General features: G+C 36.8%; 16 protein-coding genes. 3 read left to right on the forward strand and 13 right to left on the reverse strand.

What is annotated here, in order from left to right; translation table 11 throughout:
* Positions 1 to 39: 39 nt before the first annotated feature.
* The 5 genes from Q0P94_RS02490 to Q0P94_RS02510 form a co-directional block, all read right to left on the reverse strand.
* The gene (locus tag Q0P94_RS02490) at positions 40 to 2679 is read right to left on the reverse strand and encodes a CDP-glycerol glycerophosphotransferase family protein (RefSeq protein ID WP_295113474.1); all 2640 of its coding nucleotides are present in this window, start codon (positions 2677 to 2679) and stop codon (positions 40 to 42) included.
* Between the two features lie 127 nt (positions 2680 to 2806).
* Complete coding sequence (locus Q0P94_RS02495) at positions 2807 to 3910, reverse strand: acyltransferase (protein ID WP_295113476.1); 1104 nt, start codon at positions 3908 to 3910, stop codon at positions 2807 to 2809.
* Between the two features lie 46 nt (positions 3911 to 3956).
* On the reverse strand, positions 3957 to 5033 hold the full coding sequence (locus tag Q0P94_RS02500) for an acyltransferase (RefSeq protein WP_295113479.1): 1077 nt from the start codon (positions 5031 to 5033) through the stop codon (positions 3957 to 3959).
* 9 nt (positions 5034 to 5042) lie between these two features.
* Entirely contained in the window at positions 5043 to 6551 is a 1509-nt protein-coding gene (locus Q0P94_RS02505; RefSeq protein WP_295113480.1) for a Mur ligase family protein, read from the reverse strand.
* Positions 6544 to 7932: a Mur ligase family protein gene (locus Q0P94_RS02510; protein ID WP_295113481.1), complete on the reverse strand. Its 1389-nt coding sequence runs from the start codon at positions 7930 to 7932 to the stop codon at positions 6544 to 6546. The genes Q0P94_RS02505 and Q0P94_RS02510 overlap by 8 nt, the downstream gene beginning before the upstream one ends.
* A 100-nt stretch (positions 7933 to 8032) precedes the next feature.
* On the opposite strand from Q0P94_RS02510, the gene Q0P94_RS02515 reads away from it, so the two are divergent.
* The gene (locus tag Q0P94_RS02515) at positions 8033 to 9124 is read left to right on the forward strand and encodes a cation diffusion facilitator family transporter (protein ID WP_295113483.1); all 1092 of its coding nucleotides are present in this window, start codon (positions 8033 to 8035) and stop codon (positions 9122 to 9124) included.
* Positions 9125 to 9160: 36 nt separating this feature from the next.
* Positions 9161 to 9529 carry a hypothetical protein gene (locus tag Q0P94_RS02520; protein ID WP_295113484.1) on the forward strand — a complete coding sequence of 123 codons (369 nt, stop codon included), beginning with the start codon at positions 9161 to 9163 and terminating at the stop codon, positions 9527 to 9529.
* A 25-nt stretch (positions 9530 to 9554) separates the two neighbouring features.
* On the opposite strand, the gene Q0P94_RS02525 is transcribed toward Q0P94_RS02520, so the two are convergent.
* The 5 genes from Q0P94_RS02525 to Q0P94_RS02545 form a co-directional block, all read right to left on the reverse strand.
* The gene (locus tag Q0P94_RS02525) at positions 9555 to 9848 is read right to left on the reverse strand and encodes a hypothetical protein (protein WP_295113486.1); all 294 of its coding nucleotides are present in this window, start codon (positions 9846 to 9848) and stop codon (positions 9555 to 9557) included.
* Positions 9845 to 10162 (reverse strand): hypothetical protein, encoded by a 318-nt coding sequence (locus tag Q0P94_RS02530; protein ID WP_295113488.1) that lies wholly within the window; start codon positions 10160 to 10162, stop codon positions 9845 to 9847. Before Q0P94_RS02530 ends, Q0P94_RS02525 begins: the two co-directional genes overlap by 4 nt.
* Positions 10163 to 10235: 73 nt before the next feature.
* The gene (locus tag Q0P94_RS02535) at positions 10236 to 11375 is read right to left on the reverse strand and encodes a hypothetical protein (protein WP_295113490.1); all 1140 of its coding nucleotides are present in this window, start codon (positions 11373 to 11375) and stop codon (positions 10236 to 10238) included.
* A gap of 18 nt (positions 11376 to 11393) precedes the next feature.
* The gene (locus Q0P94_RS10500; protein WP_367270195.1) at positions 11394 to 11696 is read right to left on the reverse strand and encodes a zinc ribbon domain-containing protein; all 303 of its coding nucleotides are present in this window, start codon (positions 11694 to 11696) and stop codon (positions 11394 to 11396) included.
* Between the two features lies 1 nt (position 11697).
* Positions 11698 to 12261: a hypothetical protein gene (locus Q0P94_RS02545; RefSeq protein WP_295113494.1), complete on the reverse strand. Its 564-nt coding sequence runs from the start codon at positions 12259 to 12261 to the stop codon at positions 11698 to 11700.
* Positions 12262 to 12508: 247 nt separating this feature from the next.
* On the opposite strand from Q0P94_RS02545, the gene Q0P94_RS02550 reads away from it, so the two are divergent.
* Positions 12509 to 13267, forward strand: a complete 759-nt coding sequence (locus Q0P94_RS02550; RefSeq protein WP_295113496.1) for a V4R domain-containing protein — start codon at positions 12509 to 12511, stop codon at positions 13265 to 13267.
* Between the two features lie 13 nt (positions 13268 to 13280).
* On the opposite strand, the gene Q0P94_RS02555 is transcribed toward Q0P94_RS02550, so the two are convergent.
* The 3 genes from Q0P94_RS02555 to Q0P94_RS02565 form a co-directional block, all read right to left on the reverse strand.
* The gene (locus Q0P94_RS02555) at positions 13281 to 14174 is read right to left on the reverse strand and encodes an SseB family protein (RefSeq protein ID WP_295113498.1); all 894 of its coding nucleotides are present in this window, start codon (positions 14172 to 14174) and stop codon (positions 13281 to 13283) included.
* 4 nt (positions 14175 to 14178) lie between these two features.
* Entirely contained in the window at positions 14179 to 14967 is a 789-nt protein-coding gene (locus tag Q0P94_RS02560; protein ID WP_295113500.1) for a tol-pal system YbgF family protein, read from the reverse strand.
* Between the two features lie 116 nt (positions 14968 to 15083).
* Positions 15084 to 17060 (reverse strand): helicase C-terminal domain-containing protein, encoded by a 1977-nt coding sequence (locus Q0P94_RS02565; protein ID WP_295113502.1) that lies wholly within the window; start codon positions 17058 to 17060, stop codon positions 15084 to 15086.
* Positions 17061 to 17248: the final 188 nt, after the last annotated feature.

Genomic DNA, 17248 nt, shown 5'->3' on the forward strand with positions numbered 1-17248 from the left:
TTCTCTTTAATAGTTATAATAATTTACGAATAATTATATTTATTCATCATTCAATATCCATTCATACACTCTTTTTCTGTTGTTCTTATCGGTATGCTTGAAGAATGTCTCAACCCTATTGACATATTTATCCTCCATCTTGCAGTCGTTGTCGATATAATAGAAGATTTTGTCAATCAAATCCTCTTCGGTGGTTATCAAATCTCCAAAACCAAGTTCATCAAAGTCAAAATATCCCTTGTTGTAATGGTACTCGTCGGCGTACTGGTAATATATGACCGGCTTTTTGAGATATGAAAAATCAAACGCCACAGTTGAATAGTCTGTAATAAGGACTGATGACTTGTTGAAGAACTCCTGATAGTATTCCGCCTCGGAAATGATGACATTTTCATGTTCTGACTTGAAATATTCAGCATACGGATACATTTCAGGGTGCAGCTTGAAAATAAACTTGTAGCCTGTTTGCTCAAGTTTTTTCAGTAGCCTTTCGTTGTTTAAAAGGTTTTTTATTTGAATGTAATATTCGGAATTGATCAGTGACTCCTCACCCTTAATGTATGATCTCCATGTAGGAATGAATAATATCTGCTTTTTTACATCCTCATTGGTTAGGGTATCAAACCTAGGCAATCCCAATGCAGGAACCCTTTCAGGCTTGAAATTATAATTGTGATTGTAGATAATGGAATCCCTTTCCATATCTGCACTTGTCAAGAACATTGCCAGGTTTCTCATAGGCTTGTTTAACCTGTCGGACAGGTCACCTTCAATAACTCCATGCTGGAGGAAGTATTTGTCACTGCTTGCAAGACCACAGTAAAGCGCTTTGTTACGGTAAGCCAGAGGATTTGCAAACTTATCGATAATGTGGCTTACAATAATCTTTTCAGCGTAAAGGTAATAGATCTTGTTTTTTAATGTCTTGAATCCTAAAACGTTTTTGCTGATGCCTTTCATGACCTTGTAATCAGGGACGTTTTTGTCAACGACAAAGTACTTTTCAACTCCGTCATCATTATCGACACAGTAGCTGAACAGATGCTTTGCATTGTCGTCGGCATGTTCCGGTCTGTCGCTGAAAAGCCATATTCTTCTGTTTCTCATAAAAGGATATGCTAAAAAGAACAGCAATCTGATAAAAAGACTGTACATGAATTGAGGTTTTCTTGAAGTCCTGAATATCTTAAAGACTGACCTTGATTCCAATCTCAGCATCTTCTTAAATGAAAACGGTATTACGTCAATTGAATTGTTTCTGAAAATTACAATCTTGTTGTCCTTTACATAATAATGGCTGAAAACGGACAGGTTACAGTATGTACTGAATTTCAGTTCAGGATAGAATGAATAACTGACATCCCCTTCCTGGAAGTTAAGTCTGAGTTTAACGTCACAGTCCTCATCATCCCCGAGAGGAATATTGAAGTCAAAGTTATAATAGAACTCCCACGCAATGTCCATGAAAACCATGTTAGGTCTGTATGTTTCATAATCGTTGAACTTGCCTTCAAAAACTGTTGTGTTTGCACCGCTTTTCTTTATCGCTTCAACGCTGATGCATTCATTATATGAATTGCTTCTGAAATACCCGTTGATGTTTAAAAAGCCCTGCTTTTTTTCCACATAATCAATTATTATCGGCTTTTTGTTCAGGATGTTGATATAATACTCCTTGCACATGATATTGAGATTGTTCTCCTCATCTATATATATTGAGAAATCATTGTGTTTAAGGAAAACCAGAAATCTCTTTTGGTAGAATGTTATGTGAGGTGTCCTGTATATTGATGTTTCATCGATAAGGCTTAAAATATTCAGTAATGCCTTCATGAACTGTTTTCGTTCCTGCTCATCATATATGTCCCTTAATTCCTTGACGAAACATATTTTACAGATTTCATAAACCATTATGGACTGAATAAATTCAGGCACACAGCCGTATTTTTCAACTGAGCGGTCAATCAGGTCTGAGCAATAATCATATATGAAACTTTCAAGTATTTCCCTTTTAAGCGGATTTTCATCCAGGCTTTCGGGGAACTGCTCGGTCGGTATCATATAATAGTATGCAACATTATTCTTTTTGAGAAGTCCGAATTTCGGATTGTCCATGAAGATACTGTAAATAAAATTTGATTCCTGCTGAATAAGCAGGTCATCATTGAACCTGTGATTTGATAATGTTTCTTTCCTGATGAATGATGAATTCAGGAAAGGGTGAATTTTTGTCGGATTTTCAATCAGGTCTATAACCTCTACATTTAAATTGAATTTTGCATTCAGCTTGTGCGGCCTATCACTTTCCAGGTTATACATAGGCACTGTAACTATGTCTAAATCATCGTATTTTTTGAAAAATGAATATATCTCCTTTAATGCATTATCGGAATATCTTTCATGAATATTGAAGAAATTCACATACTCTGCGTCAATATAATCGAATGCCAAATTCCTTGAAGGGTTTTCCTCATCAATGATTACAATATTATCAGGATATCTCCTCTGATAATCCCTGCATATGTTCAGGGAATTGTCCTGACAGTTGTTGTTTATAAAAATAAGTTGAATATTATCTTTAAAACCGATAGTTTGTTTTAAAATAGATTCAATAGATTGTTCGAATATTCTGTCCATATCAGTTATGAACATGACTATTGAAAATTTAAAATTACTCACAACATCACCAAATAAATTATTATACATTAATATATTCTACATCAAGTTTTATATACCTATCTACTACACTATTATAATAGATTTAAAAAAAGTAATCAAAAAAAAATAAAAAAAAGGATAATGAAAATTATCCCGCACCGGAAATATATCTGACATATGGAATCCTGTCTAAAACAAGAACTATTATCCATGAGATAACAACAGTAAGTACCAGTAATGTTATCGCATATCCTGCATTTCCTATCACTTTGTCCCAGTGTTTGGTATAGATTTTAAGCAATGCCAGAATAATCATATGGACAAGATAAATTCCATAGCTTGTAATACTTATTGAAAAGATTGCTTCACCCAATTTGCTTGATTCAATTTTATCATATGCCCTTTTAAATATTCCAGTGGATTCAGAGAAGTATCTGGCAAATAAGAACAATGAAATCAAGGCGGCTATATTCACGATACTGAATTGGTCTAGATGTGTAAATGATTTAGAACTTATAGACATTGATGCATTGATCAATACCTGAACAGTATAAATCACAATAGTGAGGACAAAAAATATCACTGTCAACTTATTTTCATTAATCCTCAATTTTTTGACTGTGAAATCCGTATTGGCCAGATAATACCCGAACACTGCAAAGCAGGTGAAGAACGGATAAGTAAATGGTTTTTTGACTGAAATTATATCAAGATTTAACAGAATAATTGAAATAATGCTTAAAATTAACGCAATTTTAAAAACTGACGGATATTTTTCATTTATCTTATTTATAATAAATACAAAGATATACACTATCAAAATCATCGGCACAAACCACAGGTATACGGCAGGAGCTTGCGGATTTATATTGAATACACAAGGAAGCAGGCTTGCGGCAGTTATATTCTTCGGATAATGAAGATTGAATTTGACACAGATCAATACAAAGAAAAAGAACATTACTGCCCAAAATATATAAGGAATAACAACCCTCGTAAGTCTTTTTTTAACGAATTTACCTATTGTTTCCCTTCTATTTAAAAGCAATGCCCCGCTTATGGCAACAAATAATGGAACACCAACATCCCTCAAAGTGTTGAAATACATTGAAAATAACCATAGATTTGTTCCAAAAATACTTTTTTTATTAACATATATTGCAAAAACATGACATGCAATAATGAATATTATGGCAATGCATCTTAGAAAGTCATAATAAAAAATCCTTTTTTTAGTATTTTTATGAGACATGGATATTAATATGTTTAATTTATTATTTAAGTATTATTTGAATGGATTAATGGTATCCTGAAAATCTTCCAATCAAAGGGATTCTGTCGATAATCAGCACGACTATCCATGAAACAATGAAAAATACAACTGACAAAACAACTATGGACAAGCAAATTTCAAAACCTGTCATTGGCATCTTCCTGACAGCCACCCTTAAAGGCTCTATAAGGGTATGGTGGAAGAGATACATTCCGTAGCTTGCCATACTTACAGACAGGATAAATCTGTTTATTGAAGCTTTTTCCAAAAATCCTCTGATTTTTGAATAAATTCCATCCTTTGACTCATAGAGATATCTCAATATGACAAAGAGTGATGACGCCTGCACAATCTGCATGAATCCCATATCTATGTATGATGCAAGAATCATGGAACGTGTTGCCTCATAGTTTTCTATAAGCTGCATAGGAATATGAAATACATGTCCTGACATCTTAAAGAGAGTGGAACCTATAAAGAAAATCACGGCAATTGTAATTATTTTATTTGTGCTTAATTTGAAGTCCTTACGGGAAAGCCAATATCCCAAAATCAGATATGCTATCGGAGATATGAAAAGGTTCAAATCAATGTAATGGACCATTTTCAAAAGAAGAGTGACCTGATAGAATATGGATCCTACAAGCACTACTGCAATGAAGTATTCAATCTCCCTTATTGAGGAATGCTTAACGAACTTGTTGATAACAGGAACGGCCAGATAAAGGCTTGCAATTGTCCAGAAGTACCAGTTATACTGGAAAGGTATCTTTACAAGCCATTTTGACAATGCTCCGAATCCTGTCACATAACTCATAAGAATAAAGAGCACGGCAGCATACAGAATAAGGTATAATATGAACGGATAAGTGAGTCTTGCAAATCTACGTTTGAAAAAATCATCAAGGGCAATATCCCTGTTTAAAAGCAAAGCTCCACTTATCATTAGAAAAACAGGCACGGCAAACTTAAATATTTCTGAAAATGTGTCAATCCTTATGTTCATTACAGTTGCATTCGGCCATGTCTGGAATACATGCAAAGCTATTACTCCGAATATTGCCAAAAACCTTAAAGTATCATAATATTTAATACGCTGCATATAAAACACCTACAGTTCAAAAATCAGGTCCTTGAATTTGGTTGCCGCTTCACCTACAGCTATTACCATTTCACAGTCAAGGTTCAGTGCCATCTTAAGCGAATCCCTCACCTCATCTCTGGAGGCTCCAAGGGTTCCTGTCTTTTTGAATTCACCCAGATGGTTGAAGAAAATTCTGTCGTTAAGTTCCGGATCTTCCCTTAACATTTCAATCGCTATCTTTTTTGAAGCGGTTGAAGAGGGCACAACGAACTTCGAGAACTTCAAAACGCTTTCAAAAATGTGCCTGTCTCCGACGTACCCAGATTCGGATGAAACAGTTATTACACATGTGAAGTCTCCAAATAGTTTTTTAAACTCCCGAAGTACAGTTTCAACGCCTGCCGGATTATGGGCGTAATCTACAAATATGTCCTTGCCTTTGACCTTTCCCACTTCCTCCATTCTGCCGCTCACACCTGAAAAACTCTCTACACTAGGAAGTATCTTTTCATAAGGAAGTTTCAGGAACTTATGGGCAGCAATGATTACTCCGACCACATTATATACGTTATGAAGACCATCTATTCCCATCTTTACAGTCAGTTTCTGGTCGGGGGTGTGAAGGTCAAATGTTCTGTTTTTCAAATCCACATTTGTTGCGATGTAGTCTGCCTGAGGAGTTGTAAGTCCGCATTTGCAGAAGTAAAAACCGCATCCTGAAATTATTTCCTTGACCTTGATTTCCTCTCCGCAGACACATTCCTTCATGCCGACTGACTGGGGTTTCTCATACACTCCGAATGTAATTACTTCGCCCTCGTAGTCAAGTTCACGAAGCAGTCCCATAATGGTCGGGTCATGGCCGTTGACAATCAGCGGTCCGTCTCCAAGCTCGGAAATGAACTCACCCTTGACATTGGCATAGTCAATGAAGCTTCCAAGATCATTTAAATGGTCAGGGGTGATGTTTGTTATAAGACCTGCATTCATAGAAGTGTTTTTAACAATTCTTGATACTGTTCCTGGAACGCCGAAAGTTCCGACTTCCAGTATTGCGACATCACCATGCAATCTTGCCTGAAGGATAGGGATGAATTCAGCATTCCCCTGCATTCCTTCCAGATCATGCTCTGCAGGCATGATGCCGTTATCGTAAGCTATTTTTTTAAGAAGGGTTGTTGATGTTGTTTTGCCGTTTGTTCCTGTAATTCCGAAAACAGGCTTTTCTGTGCTGATTTTTTGTATGACCTCTTCAAGTTCTATTATTGGTTTTGTGCATCTTTTAAGTATTTCAGCATCCTTGGACAGACTTGCCGGAGGTATTACATAATCCACCTTCTTGAAAAATGAATCGGGAGTCTTGCCGTAGTAGACTTCAATGTCATATCCGTCAAGAGATTTTGCGAATCTGCAGTCCTTTTTAAATGAAAGGTCTGTTCCGATTACATTGTATCCCCTCTCCCTGAGGATTCTTGCAATAAGATTCCCATTTGCTCCGCAAACACCTATGACTCCAACTGTCTTATTTTTATTCATACCTTTTTCTCCCGTCCTCAAGTCCTATCTTAATTTTATTTACAATATTTTCACGGTCAAATGATATGAGCGGTCCCATATGAAGTATGATATCTCCTGGTTCTGAGTACTTGAAGGAGAGTGCCGCTGCCTCTTCAAGGGATTCTGTTGCAACCTTAACAATGTCGTGTTCGGTGATTGCGTCAAGGATTTCATTAGCTATATGTATCTCCACTTTCTGTATGGATTCATCGAATCCGCTTGCAAGAACCGCCTTGATGTTGTCGTATTCATCAAGGATATGACCAACCTCTTCTTTGTCCCTTACCCATGATGTATCGAAATGGTCCAAAAACACAACAAGTGTTTGGCCTTCAAAATAGTCGAGAGTTGTTCTGATACCGTCCGGAAGGAATGCAGCATCGATTATTACTTTTCTTCCGTTCATTTCTCCGAAATCTTCCATATGTGCTGATATGCCCTTATACTCGGACAGTGCCTTGATGATATCTTCCTGTGATATTCCGTAATTTATTCCTACGGCTGCGGCTCCGACCGCATTTTCAAAAAAGTAGCTCATCATGTTGAATGGTGCGGTAAATTCCTCATCACCGTATGAAATGGTAATCTCACCATCACCCATGACTCCGCTGAAGTCGACATCCTTGTCAAGTGCATAGTAGATTGTATCATCCCTTAATGCATCACTTTCATTCTTGCATTCGGCATTTGCAATGAATGTTTCACTTATGTCCTGCATAATCAGTTTTCGTTGTTGGTATTTTTCATAGGAGCCTCCAAACTCATTTAAATGTTCGGGAGTGAGATAGGACAATACTCCTATTTTTATGTTCAGTTTGTCAAGAAGACCAAGGGAACCGTGAGGAAGTTCAAATATAGCGATATCACATTCATCTACCTTTCCGGTAACGATTCCGTCAATTATTGTTTCTGAAACCAGATTGTTTGCAAGTGAAGAACATGTCCATGTCCTGTATCCCGCACCTTTGAATACGCATTCTATAAGAGTTGTTGTAGTGGTTTTACCCATTGATCCTGTTATTCCTATTACATCCACAGGCAAGAGGTCATTTATCATTTGTGAAAATTCCTCGTTTGTAAGTATTTCAACATCACTTTGTGCAATAAGCTTTGCAATCGGTGCAGTGCTCGGTAGGGTAGGCGGCATATATACCGCATCAATACCGTCAAGGGTTGGTTCGGGATTTTTCAAATCGAGAACAACTCCCTCATCACCCATCTTATGAAGCCAAGTTTGATAGATAGGTTTGAATTCAGACATTTCTTTTAAATCTGTCATTATGACTTTATGGCCCAAGTAATTAAGCAATCTTGCAACGGGCCTGCTTGCATTTCCAGCACCAACAACTAAGTAATTCATAAAAAATTTCTCCCAAAGTAATTATTCATTTATAATATTGGCCTTTAAGGTTTAAATATCTTAGTAAGGTTTATCAATTAACTTAAATATATTAGAATATATGTCAAGACAAGACAAAATAGTAAAAACAAGTATCATAGGCATTGTAGTAAACCTGATACTGGTTGCATTTAAAGCAACAATTGGAATACTCGTTAACTCAATTGCTATCACTTTAGATGCTGTCAACAATCTTACCGATGCACTGTCATCAATTATCACAATCATCGGGACAAAACTTGCAGGAAAATCTCCCGACAAGAACCATCCCTACGGATACGGCAGGATTGAATATTTTTCATCAGTAATTATCGCAGCCATAGTACTGTGGGCGGGAATTACTGCGCTTATGGAATCCTGGCCAAAGATATTTAATCCTGATGTGACTTCCTACACTACCGTTTCACTTGTCATCATTGCCGTTGCGGTTGCAGTGAAATTTGTCCTTGGAAGATATGTAAAAAAGGTCGGGGAGGACATCAACTCACAGGCACTTGTTGCCTCCGGAAGCGATGCTTTCTTTGATGCAATTCTCTCACTTTCAACATTGGTTGCAGCTATCATATCCATTCTCTGGCACATATCCCTTGAAGGAATTCTGGGAGTAATCATTTCCATCGTAATCATCAAAGCAAGTATTGACATGCTCAGGGAAACCCTGGACAGCATGATTGGTGCAAGGGTGGATTCCGAACTGTCAAGAAAAATCAAGGAATCCATCTGTGAAGTTCCAGAAGTCTATGGGGCATATGACCTGAGCCTTCACAACTACGGTCCTGAGGACATGCAGGGTTCAGTTCATGTTGAATTAGATGGAAATTTGACTGCACTTGAAATTCAAAACCTAAGTCGTCAGATTACCGCAAAGATTTACAACGAATTTTCCATAGTTCTTACTATTGGAATATATGCAAGAAATGACAAATACTCACATATACGCAGCGAACTTGAAAACATAGCTTCTGAGTACGATGAAATCCTTGAAATTCATGGATTTATTGTATATGAAGACCAGAATCTCATAACCTTTGACATGATTGTCGACTTCGACGCCGACAGGGCAAGGGTAAAAGAGGAGATAATGTCAAAAATCAAATCCAAACATCCTCAATTCAATTATATCATAATTGATGACTATGATGTTAGTGATTAAATACTAAAAGGAATATATATTTATTTAGGTGAAATTATGGAAAGAAAAAATATTTTACTAATTGTGATAGTAGTACTGGTAGTTGCTGTACTTGCAGTAGCAGCTTTCAGCCTTTCTAATCCGCTTAAGGAAGTGCGCAACGCTACTGACAATATCACTTCAAACTTCACCACCAGTATCGGTGATATGAAAAAGAATGTAAACAATACAAATGATACAGTTGTTGGTGACAATTCCAAATTAGACAACAACACAATCCATGCATCCAACAAAACATATAAAGTGTACAATCCTCAATCTGACTCATACGTTGATGTTATCGGTGAAAAATTCGATGAAGGCGTCAACAGATGGTACACATATGACAAGGATGGCGTAAGATATTACAATACAAGAATTAATTAATTTTAATTCTACTTTTTTTCTTTTTTTAATCTAAAAATACGATGTTTATCAGATTGTCCCTGTATGAGGTTTCATCCTTAAGGGATTCAATGTGATGGATTATATTAAGTTTTAAGTCTTCAAGTTTTATTCTGGTTTCCAGATCGTAAAAATCAACATTGAAATGAATATGATATTTCAAATTCATTTCATAGTCATATATTGCCCAGTCGGGGCCGTTGATATCCAGAAGATGGATCGACCACCTGGACATTATGCTGTTGATTTTTAACGTAAGTTCATCAACGTCGAAGTCTGGACATATTTCCAGTTCGTTCATTGATATAAACTCTCAGGTTCGTCTTTATTACCTAATAAAGAACTTAGGTCAGTTACATTCTTTTCATCCAATATTCCGAAACTAACAACATCATCTTTTCTGACGGTCATGATTTGGCCTCCTGAGATGTCATTTGCAGGCATCAAAAGGAAGGTAATCCATTCGTCATCTTCAGATAAATATTTGCAAGGTTCGAAAAATTGAAACTTGAATATGAATGTTACAAGCAAGTCTTCAACGTTTTCTATAGGTTCTCTGGAATATTCTTCAGCAAACCTTTTTTCCATGCTAAGCAATTTATCTTTTACATTCATGTTTATACCTTTGTATTTTGTTATATAATAAAGTTATTTTTTATTCGCGTGCAATTTTCCAAAATCAGACATTTTAAAAATTTTCCATATAGGTCTCGATAACTTCCATATCTGCATCCTGAAAACCTTCTGATAATATTAACCATAATGCTTTTATAAAACCCTCATCAGATAATTTATTGCAGTTTTCAAAGCGTAACTGAGCATAATCAGGCTCTTCTATGGTATCATTTAAAAATTCCTCTTTGATTTCATCCCTCAAATCCCAGTCAAGAAATCCCTCCATGATATCCTTGATATATATTGCAAATGTATTGCCTATTGTCTTTGCAATGTCAACATGTTCGGCTTCGAGCTCATTTTGAAGTGCAGTGAATGATGAATAGTCCTGATATCCAAATACAGTGAATCTTCCTTCAACGGTATGAGCAGCATATTCGTCAATCAGGCTGTTGAAGATTGAATTGCTCAATATATATACAATCACTGATTCGACATGCTTGTTTTTGTTGATATCAAGTATGTGGCATGTGACATGAACCAGAATCTCCTTTAAAAGAAAGTGGGCCAGCTCATGAATCACTGTTGTAATCTGAAGGGACCTGCGCTGCCTGTCATCGACATATATCCTGTTGAACTCGAAGTATCCGAGTTCCCCTCCGTAGGATTTGAACTCCACACTGACGAATGACTTTGCAAACAATAAAACCCTGTCAAGAACTTCCATGCTGGCGAGGTCAATCGAATAATCATTTACCATTTTGGCAAGGTTTTTGAATGCCTGAGATTTAATTGAATGGGTTATCTCTCTGAAATCATCTATTGAAAAATCAAAATTCTGGATTGCATCATAGCATTCATCGGTCAGTATGTTGTCTGAACTGTGTAATCTTCTAAATTCGATTTTGGGATTTTCTTTTATGTCCTTCACGTTTACATGATCACTGACATCCTTAAGTGTCTGCAGGCAGTCCGGACAGTAAATCACATGGCAAGGAAATCTTTTGCCGCATTTCGGACATGTCTTTTCCGGTTCGGATTTAGACATTTTACGCTTTGGTTCCAAATCAAAGCTGATGTCATTGCATTCCATTAAGTCATATTCAACCCCTTTTGAGTATAACCTATTCTGGACGGGACGCACAGTCTCAAGAATCCTGATTTTTTCCGTATCGATTTCAACATATTTTTCAAGCTCACTAAAAGCACTCATGTTATCACTCAGTAAAACCTATGCAAACAGAAATCCTAAAATCCATATTACAACTGCAATAATTATGATGACAGTTCCGTGTATCCTGGCGCTTGAGGAATCCCTTCGGGTGAAAAGGTATATCGCAAATATTATTCCAACAAGCGGAATCAGGACTGAAAAGACATATCCCAGAACTATTGCCAGTGTATGTGAACTTTGTGACTGGGGTCTTGAAGAGGGTTTTGAAGGTGCAACGTTAGCAAGATTTTTGCCGCAGCTTTTGCAGAACTTTGCATCGTCAACCAATGACTCTCCACAATTAGGACAGTATTTTGTCATTTCAATCACTTAAGTTAAACACCTTTTCGAGAAGCATCTCGTCTGTTCTGTAGAAGTCAAGCTTCAGCAGTTTCATAAGTGTATCGGGAGCACCTATCAGCTGAGTCATTGATGACCATGGAAGGTATACCTTTTTTGCCCCATGCTCGTAGCACATCCTCAATTTTTTCGGCAAATTATCAGATTGTTCGAGGTTGAGTATAACTGTAGCTTCTGAAATCGGCTGATTAAGTTCAATGGATTTATTTGCTACAAGTTCCTGACAAGCAATGTTGGTAGGAATTGTTGAACCTGTCAGATTATCTACTCTATTTTCATTATTTTTGACAGTAAGTCTGCATATGTCCTCATCCTCATCGATGAAATAAACTTCACCGACATCGGGACTGGTATCCAGAAGATCATCAAAAGCCATTTCAGGCGCTTCATCAATGAATTCCTCACCCTGCGGCTTCATCTCAACATATTCTTCTTCACCAGCAATCTTTTTTAAAAGATGAATGATTTCTGCATTTTGCTTTACTATTTTTTTGTTAATTTCAATTAACTCTGATAATTCAGACATGGTTAATAGTATACCTTTTGTGACTATTAAAATTTTTTTAATTTTTCCGCCAAGGCGAGAGAAATATATAAACATCTGCAAATTTTTTCTCACAAAATCTTTAAAAAATATAAAAATTAGTTTAAAATTAGTTTTTTATTAAATAGATTGTCAATATTAGTTAAAACTAAATTTTAGGAAAATTCCAAATATTTAAATACTATTAAAGCACTAAAATAACTTTACCAATTAATTGGAGGATTCAGTCATGACAATGTCTAACCCGATACAGATACTTTTAAACAAAAAAAGTGAAAATCAAAAGATGGTCAATATAGACATAATCAAAAGTCCGATGAAATATGAAATACTGAAGTTGCTTCGCGAAAACGAAATGAACTTCGAAGAAATAGTCAAAAACACAACCAAATCCAAGGCAACTGTGTCACTGCACTTAAAAGGCTTAAGAGAAGAAGGAATAGTAAAATACAAAGCTGATCCAAATGACAACAGAAAAAAGATATTCTATCTGAACTCCAAGATGCTTGGCAGTATCGATTCCCGAAATATAGGTAGCAACAAAACCAAAAATCTGATAAACAATTTCATTAAAGACGGCAATATCGAATATTCCTTAATGCTGACCCATTCCTTCAAAAGCATTCTTGCCGAATACGGAATAGAAATGAATCCCATTTTAAAATCGATTGGTAACTATATTGGAGAGTACATTTTCTCACGGGTGTATGAAGATGAATTTGACGACTTTCTTTTCAATATTTCAAAATATTGGGCAGAAAACAACTTGGGTTTCTTAAGCTTTGACGTTAAAAATAACCTCCAAATAATCTGTAGAGATAACTTTGAATCATCAAAATTGGAAAAGACCGGAAAACCTGAATGTTATTTGGAAATAGGAATGTTCGAGACAATATTCCATAATTACTTTAAATTTCCTGTGAAAATTACTGAGATTCTGTGTTACTCTATGGGAGATGACATGTGCATGTTTGAGGTGGAACCTTGAGCATGCACCCATCTTAAAAAAGATAATATATTGATGTTGAAAGCCTCTCGTCATTTGCAAACTTTTCAAAACCCAGACAATACTTCAGAAGTTCTGACCTTGGAATTAAAACATTGTCACTTTCGGGATTGATTATGATGCCGTCCATATCCTCACTCAGCACAAAGTTTACGAGTGTGGCGACATTTACAATCTGTGTATACTTATGGTAATCCGTGTTTACGCTTTCCATCTTTTCGTGAGAGGTAAACATGCATGCATATTCACCCCCAATGCGGTCAACATACATCTGGGCCATCGGTCCTGTTGACTGCATTGAAATTATTCCATTTTTAGAATATCCTGAAAGGTCGCTTGGAGAAAGCATCAGAGTAAGCATTGTGGATGATGAAATCTTTTCAAACAGTCCCTCATAATATCCAACATTCTCTCTTTTTGATATGAAGTCTTCAAGCTCTGAGTTATCTATATTGTCATTTAAATCCTTAAGCTCATCTTCGCTGTAGGGATTTGATGAAAAGAAGTTGGTTTTCGGAAGGTTTGTAATTCCCAGGATGAACTTGTCTGTGAAAAGATACTTTTCAGAAGCAGGGTTGAGGATATAACCTTCAATGTCAGTTGTCTTTATGATATTTTGATAAAGCTCAAAGGAGTTTTGAAGAATCTGGATGTCATCGTCGATGTAAAATTTCCTGAACTCCTCCATATCTGTAAACAGTGGGGTGATTTTGGCATCCTCATCATCATAGATAATAAAGTTCAATGTATCGTTTTCCCTTTTTGCAGGAATAAATAAATTTGAATATTTGAATTCATTAATAAGTTTTAAAAGAAGATCCTTTGTAAGCTTGTCATCATTTGCATGAATGTCTTCAATGACAGTTCGAAGGTGTTTGTGGTTTGCCATGTTATCAGTCTTTCAGTGTATCTGTTCCGTCAAAATATTTTTCTATTGTAGAATCTGCCTTCTCAAAAATCACACATACCCTGTCACCATCAAGGGTTATTGAGGAATATTTCACGTCTTCGTCTTCAACCTCATCAATTGCATCATATAATTTCTGCATAGTGCAGTTGAGGTCTTCACCAAACTTTTCAAGGGCTTCCTGAGTTTCATATTCAATGTTTCCCAATTTCGGATTTGTAATTCCCAAACCCTTGGATGAATTGATTACGTACTGCTTTTCCTCTCTAATCTGGAATCTGATTTTGTTCTTGTAGTCTGCAGATCCGTTTTTCTTGTCCACAAAATCAATTGCCTTATAATAACTCTTGATGGAACCGAAACCGTCTCCCAGTTGCCATTGGGCTCTTGCTTTCCAATGATAAGCACCGGAAATATTTGAAAATCTGTAAAATGAATCCTTATACTCCTCTATATAATCCTGAAAGCACCTTATACAGTCATAAAACCTGTTGAGCATATAGAGGGATTTTCCCTTGACATATTTCATGGTGGCATCTGAACCCAGATTCAGATCAATTGCCCTTTGGGCATACTCCAGTGACTTTTTATAATTTTCAGATTCATATGCCTCTTTTGACAGTGATTCATATTCCCTGTATTTTTCAACAAGAATTTCTTCTTCAAGAAATTTCCTTCTTATCTTTTCTTCATCAGACACTATGAATTTGGTTCCGCAGGAACAAGTTTCAACACCATCTTCTACAAACTTACCGCATGTCGGACATATTGGCATTCAATCACCTTACTGGTTTAAAATATATCTAATGTTATTAAAAAATATTACTATATTATAGGATGTTTTTTAGTGATTTTAAAATAATTTTCAAAACACTCAAATAATATTCATCATTAATTGACCAGTGCCCTTTTAAAAAATTCCTTTTCCAGAGTTTCAATGTTTGAGTCATAGTCGAAATATCCCTGTCTGTCAAGCTTCATCAGTCTGTCCCTGAAATGCTGAAGCTCCTTTGAGGTGCAATAGATTCCGGATTTGAAAAAATCACTAATCACTTTAATTTCTGCTTCAAAAAGAAATGCTCCATCAAGGGCATCGGCAAGCTTCAGGTAAATTCTGTAGTCGTCTGCAAAAAGGTCATTTCCTTTAAGGCCGGTGAAATAGCGTATCGCCTCATCATAATCCCCGTTTTCAAGATAACTGTCACCCTTCTCAATGAGTTCAAGTTTTTCAGGAGAGTCTGTAACGGACATTATAGGCTGGTTTGAGAGCCTGTCTATGGCATTTCTGAAAGTGTCCGGAAGAAACTGGTTGGAAATCATATCTGAGTAGACATATCCCATGAAACGATTGTCCAATACATATGTTCTGCAGTAATCATCACTGAATCTCATGCCTCTTCCATGAGTCTGAACAAGTGCAAGGCATGTCCGGTAGTCAAGACATCTGCTGTTTTCCAAAGCCCTGAGCTGAGTTTGCTTGTCTGACAAATCAGGATAGGGAATCTTATAGATTATCTGAAACCTGCATTCATCCCCCGGAAGATCCACACCCTCATTCATTGACGGTGAAACCAGCACCAGTGGCATGTCTGAGTTTTTGAACTGCCCAAGCACCTGCGACCTGTCGGTTGTGTCATGGGTAATCAGCCTTTCGCTGTTTATGCTTTCCATGAGAAAGTCCCTGCACTGATTTGATATTGTATGTATTATCCCCTTTTCAGACTCATGCCTTTTTAAAATAGATTCTATTGTTTTGATTGTCCTGGGGGCGGTCTTTTTTAGAATGTCAAAAGTCATGTTGAACCTGTTGCATGTCATTATCGGATTTCTGGATATGTCAAATGGGCTTCGACACCTTATCGGATAAATCTCATCGACTTCAAGACCCAGCCACTCTGCAAAAAGCTCATAGTCAAGTATGGTTGCGCTCATGAATACGCATACATCGCCGTATCTGAAAAGTGTGTCACGTGCATATCCGTCAGCCTTCAAAGGTTTGAACTGTGCAATTCCGAGTTTTCTGTCATAGTCGAATATCCATTCATTGGGATGAAGCGAAATCTGTGAGATGAAACGCCTGCAGTCTGAAATCTGATTTTTCATGAAAAGAATCCTTCTTGAAACGTTTGTGTTTCTTTCAAGATGCCTGATTTTTTCAAGTTCCCCTTCAAACCTTTCGGTTACATCCTCGATGAATGAAATCCAAGTGTTGCAATCCCCGTTTTCCAGTGTGTTCACCCTTGATTTTGAGAGGTTGAATCCTATATATTCCTTAAGGTCTGATCTGGTAAATTCCAGTTTCAGCTGGTTCATTATCATTGATTCAATGTTGTGGGCTTCATCGCAAATCATCAAATCCCTTTTTGTGAAATCCTCAACATAATTAAGCTCCAAAAACATGTAGGGATAGTTGGCAATTACAACATCACTGTTAAGACCCAGGTATTTCTGGTAATAATATTCGCAGGTGTTTTCCCGTGTGACCTTATCCTTCAGGCGATAATTGCAGATGTGGGATTCCATAATGCACTTTCCCTCATCGCACATGCAATCGGACATCCGACATCTGAAGTTGGATCTTCCTTTGACAACAGTGAAATCCGGAAAATCCCTTGCATACTGGTCCTGAAGCTGCTTTGTAATAGTAAGGATATATGATGTGTCAAACATTCTTGCAATGGTTGCAGCTATTGCGGATTTGCCCGTTCCTGTTCCTGCCTCAAGAACTATATACCTGTATCCCCTTTCAATCGCTTCAAGTATTTCTGAAATTGCCTCAAGCTGGTGGGCTCTCGGCTTTTCAAATGGGAAGTAATTCAGAATATTCCCGTTTGTTTTGGAATAATTGGTGTATGGCCACTTTATCATAATAGTTGATTAGATTATTCTAATATTTATCTTATGGGGAAAATTGTTGAACTACCTCGACCTGTAAGAGGTCGAGGATTCTTACTTCACGGGCTGGTACTTTCCCACGAAAGTAGAATTACCGTGCTATCCCCCCAGTTCCTGAGGTTCACTAATGGATCATCTATTAAAAGATTTAATCCTTCATT

The organism is uncultured Methanobrevibacter sp., assembly GCF_946184425.1.
Lineage (GTDB): Archaea > Methanobacteriota > Methanobacteria > Methanobacteriales > Methanobacteriaceae > Methanocatella.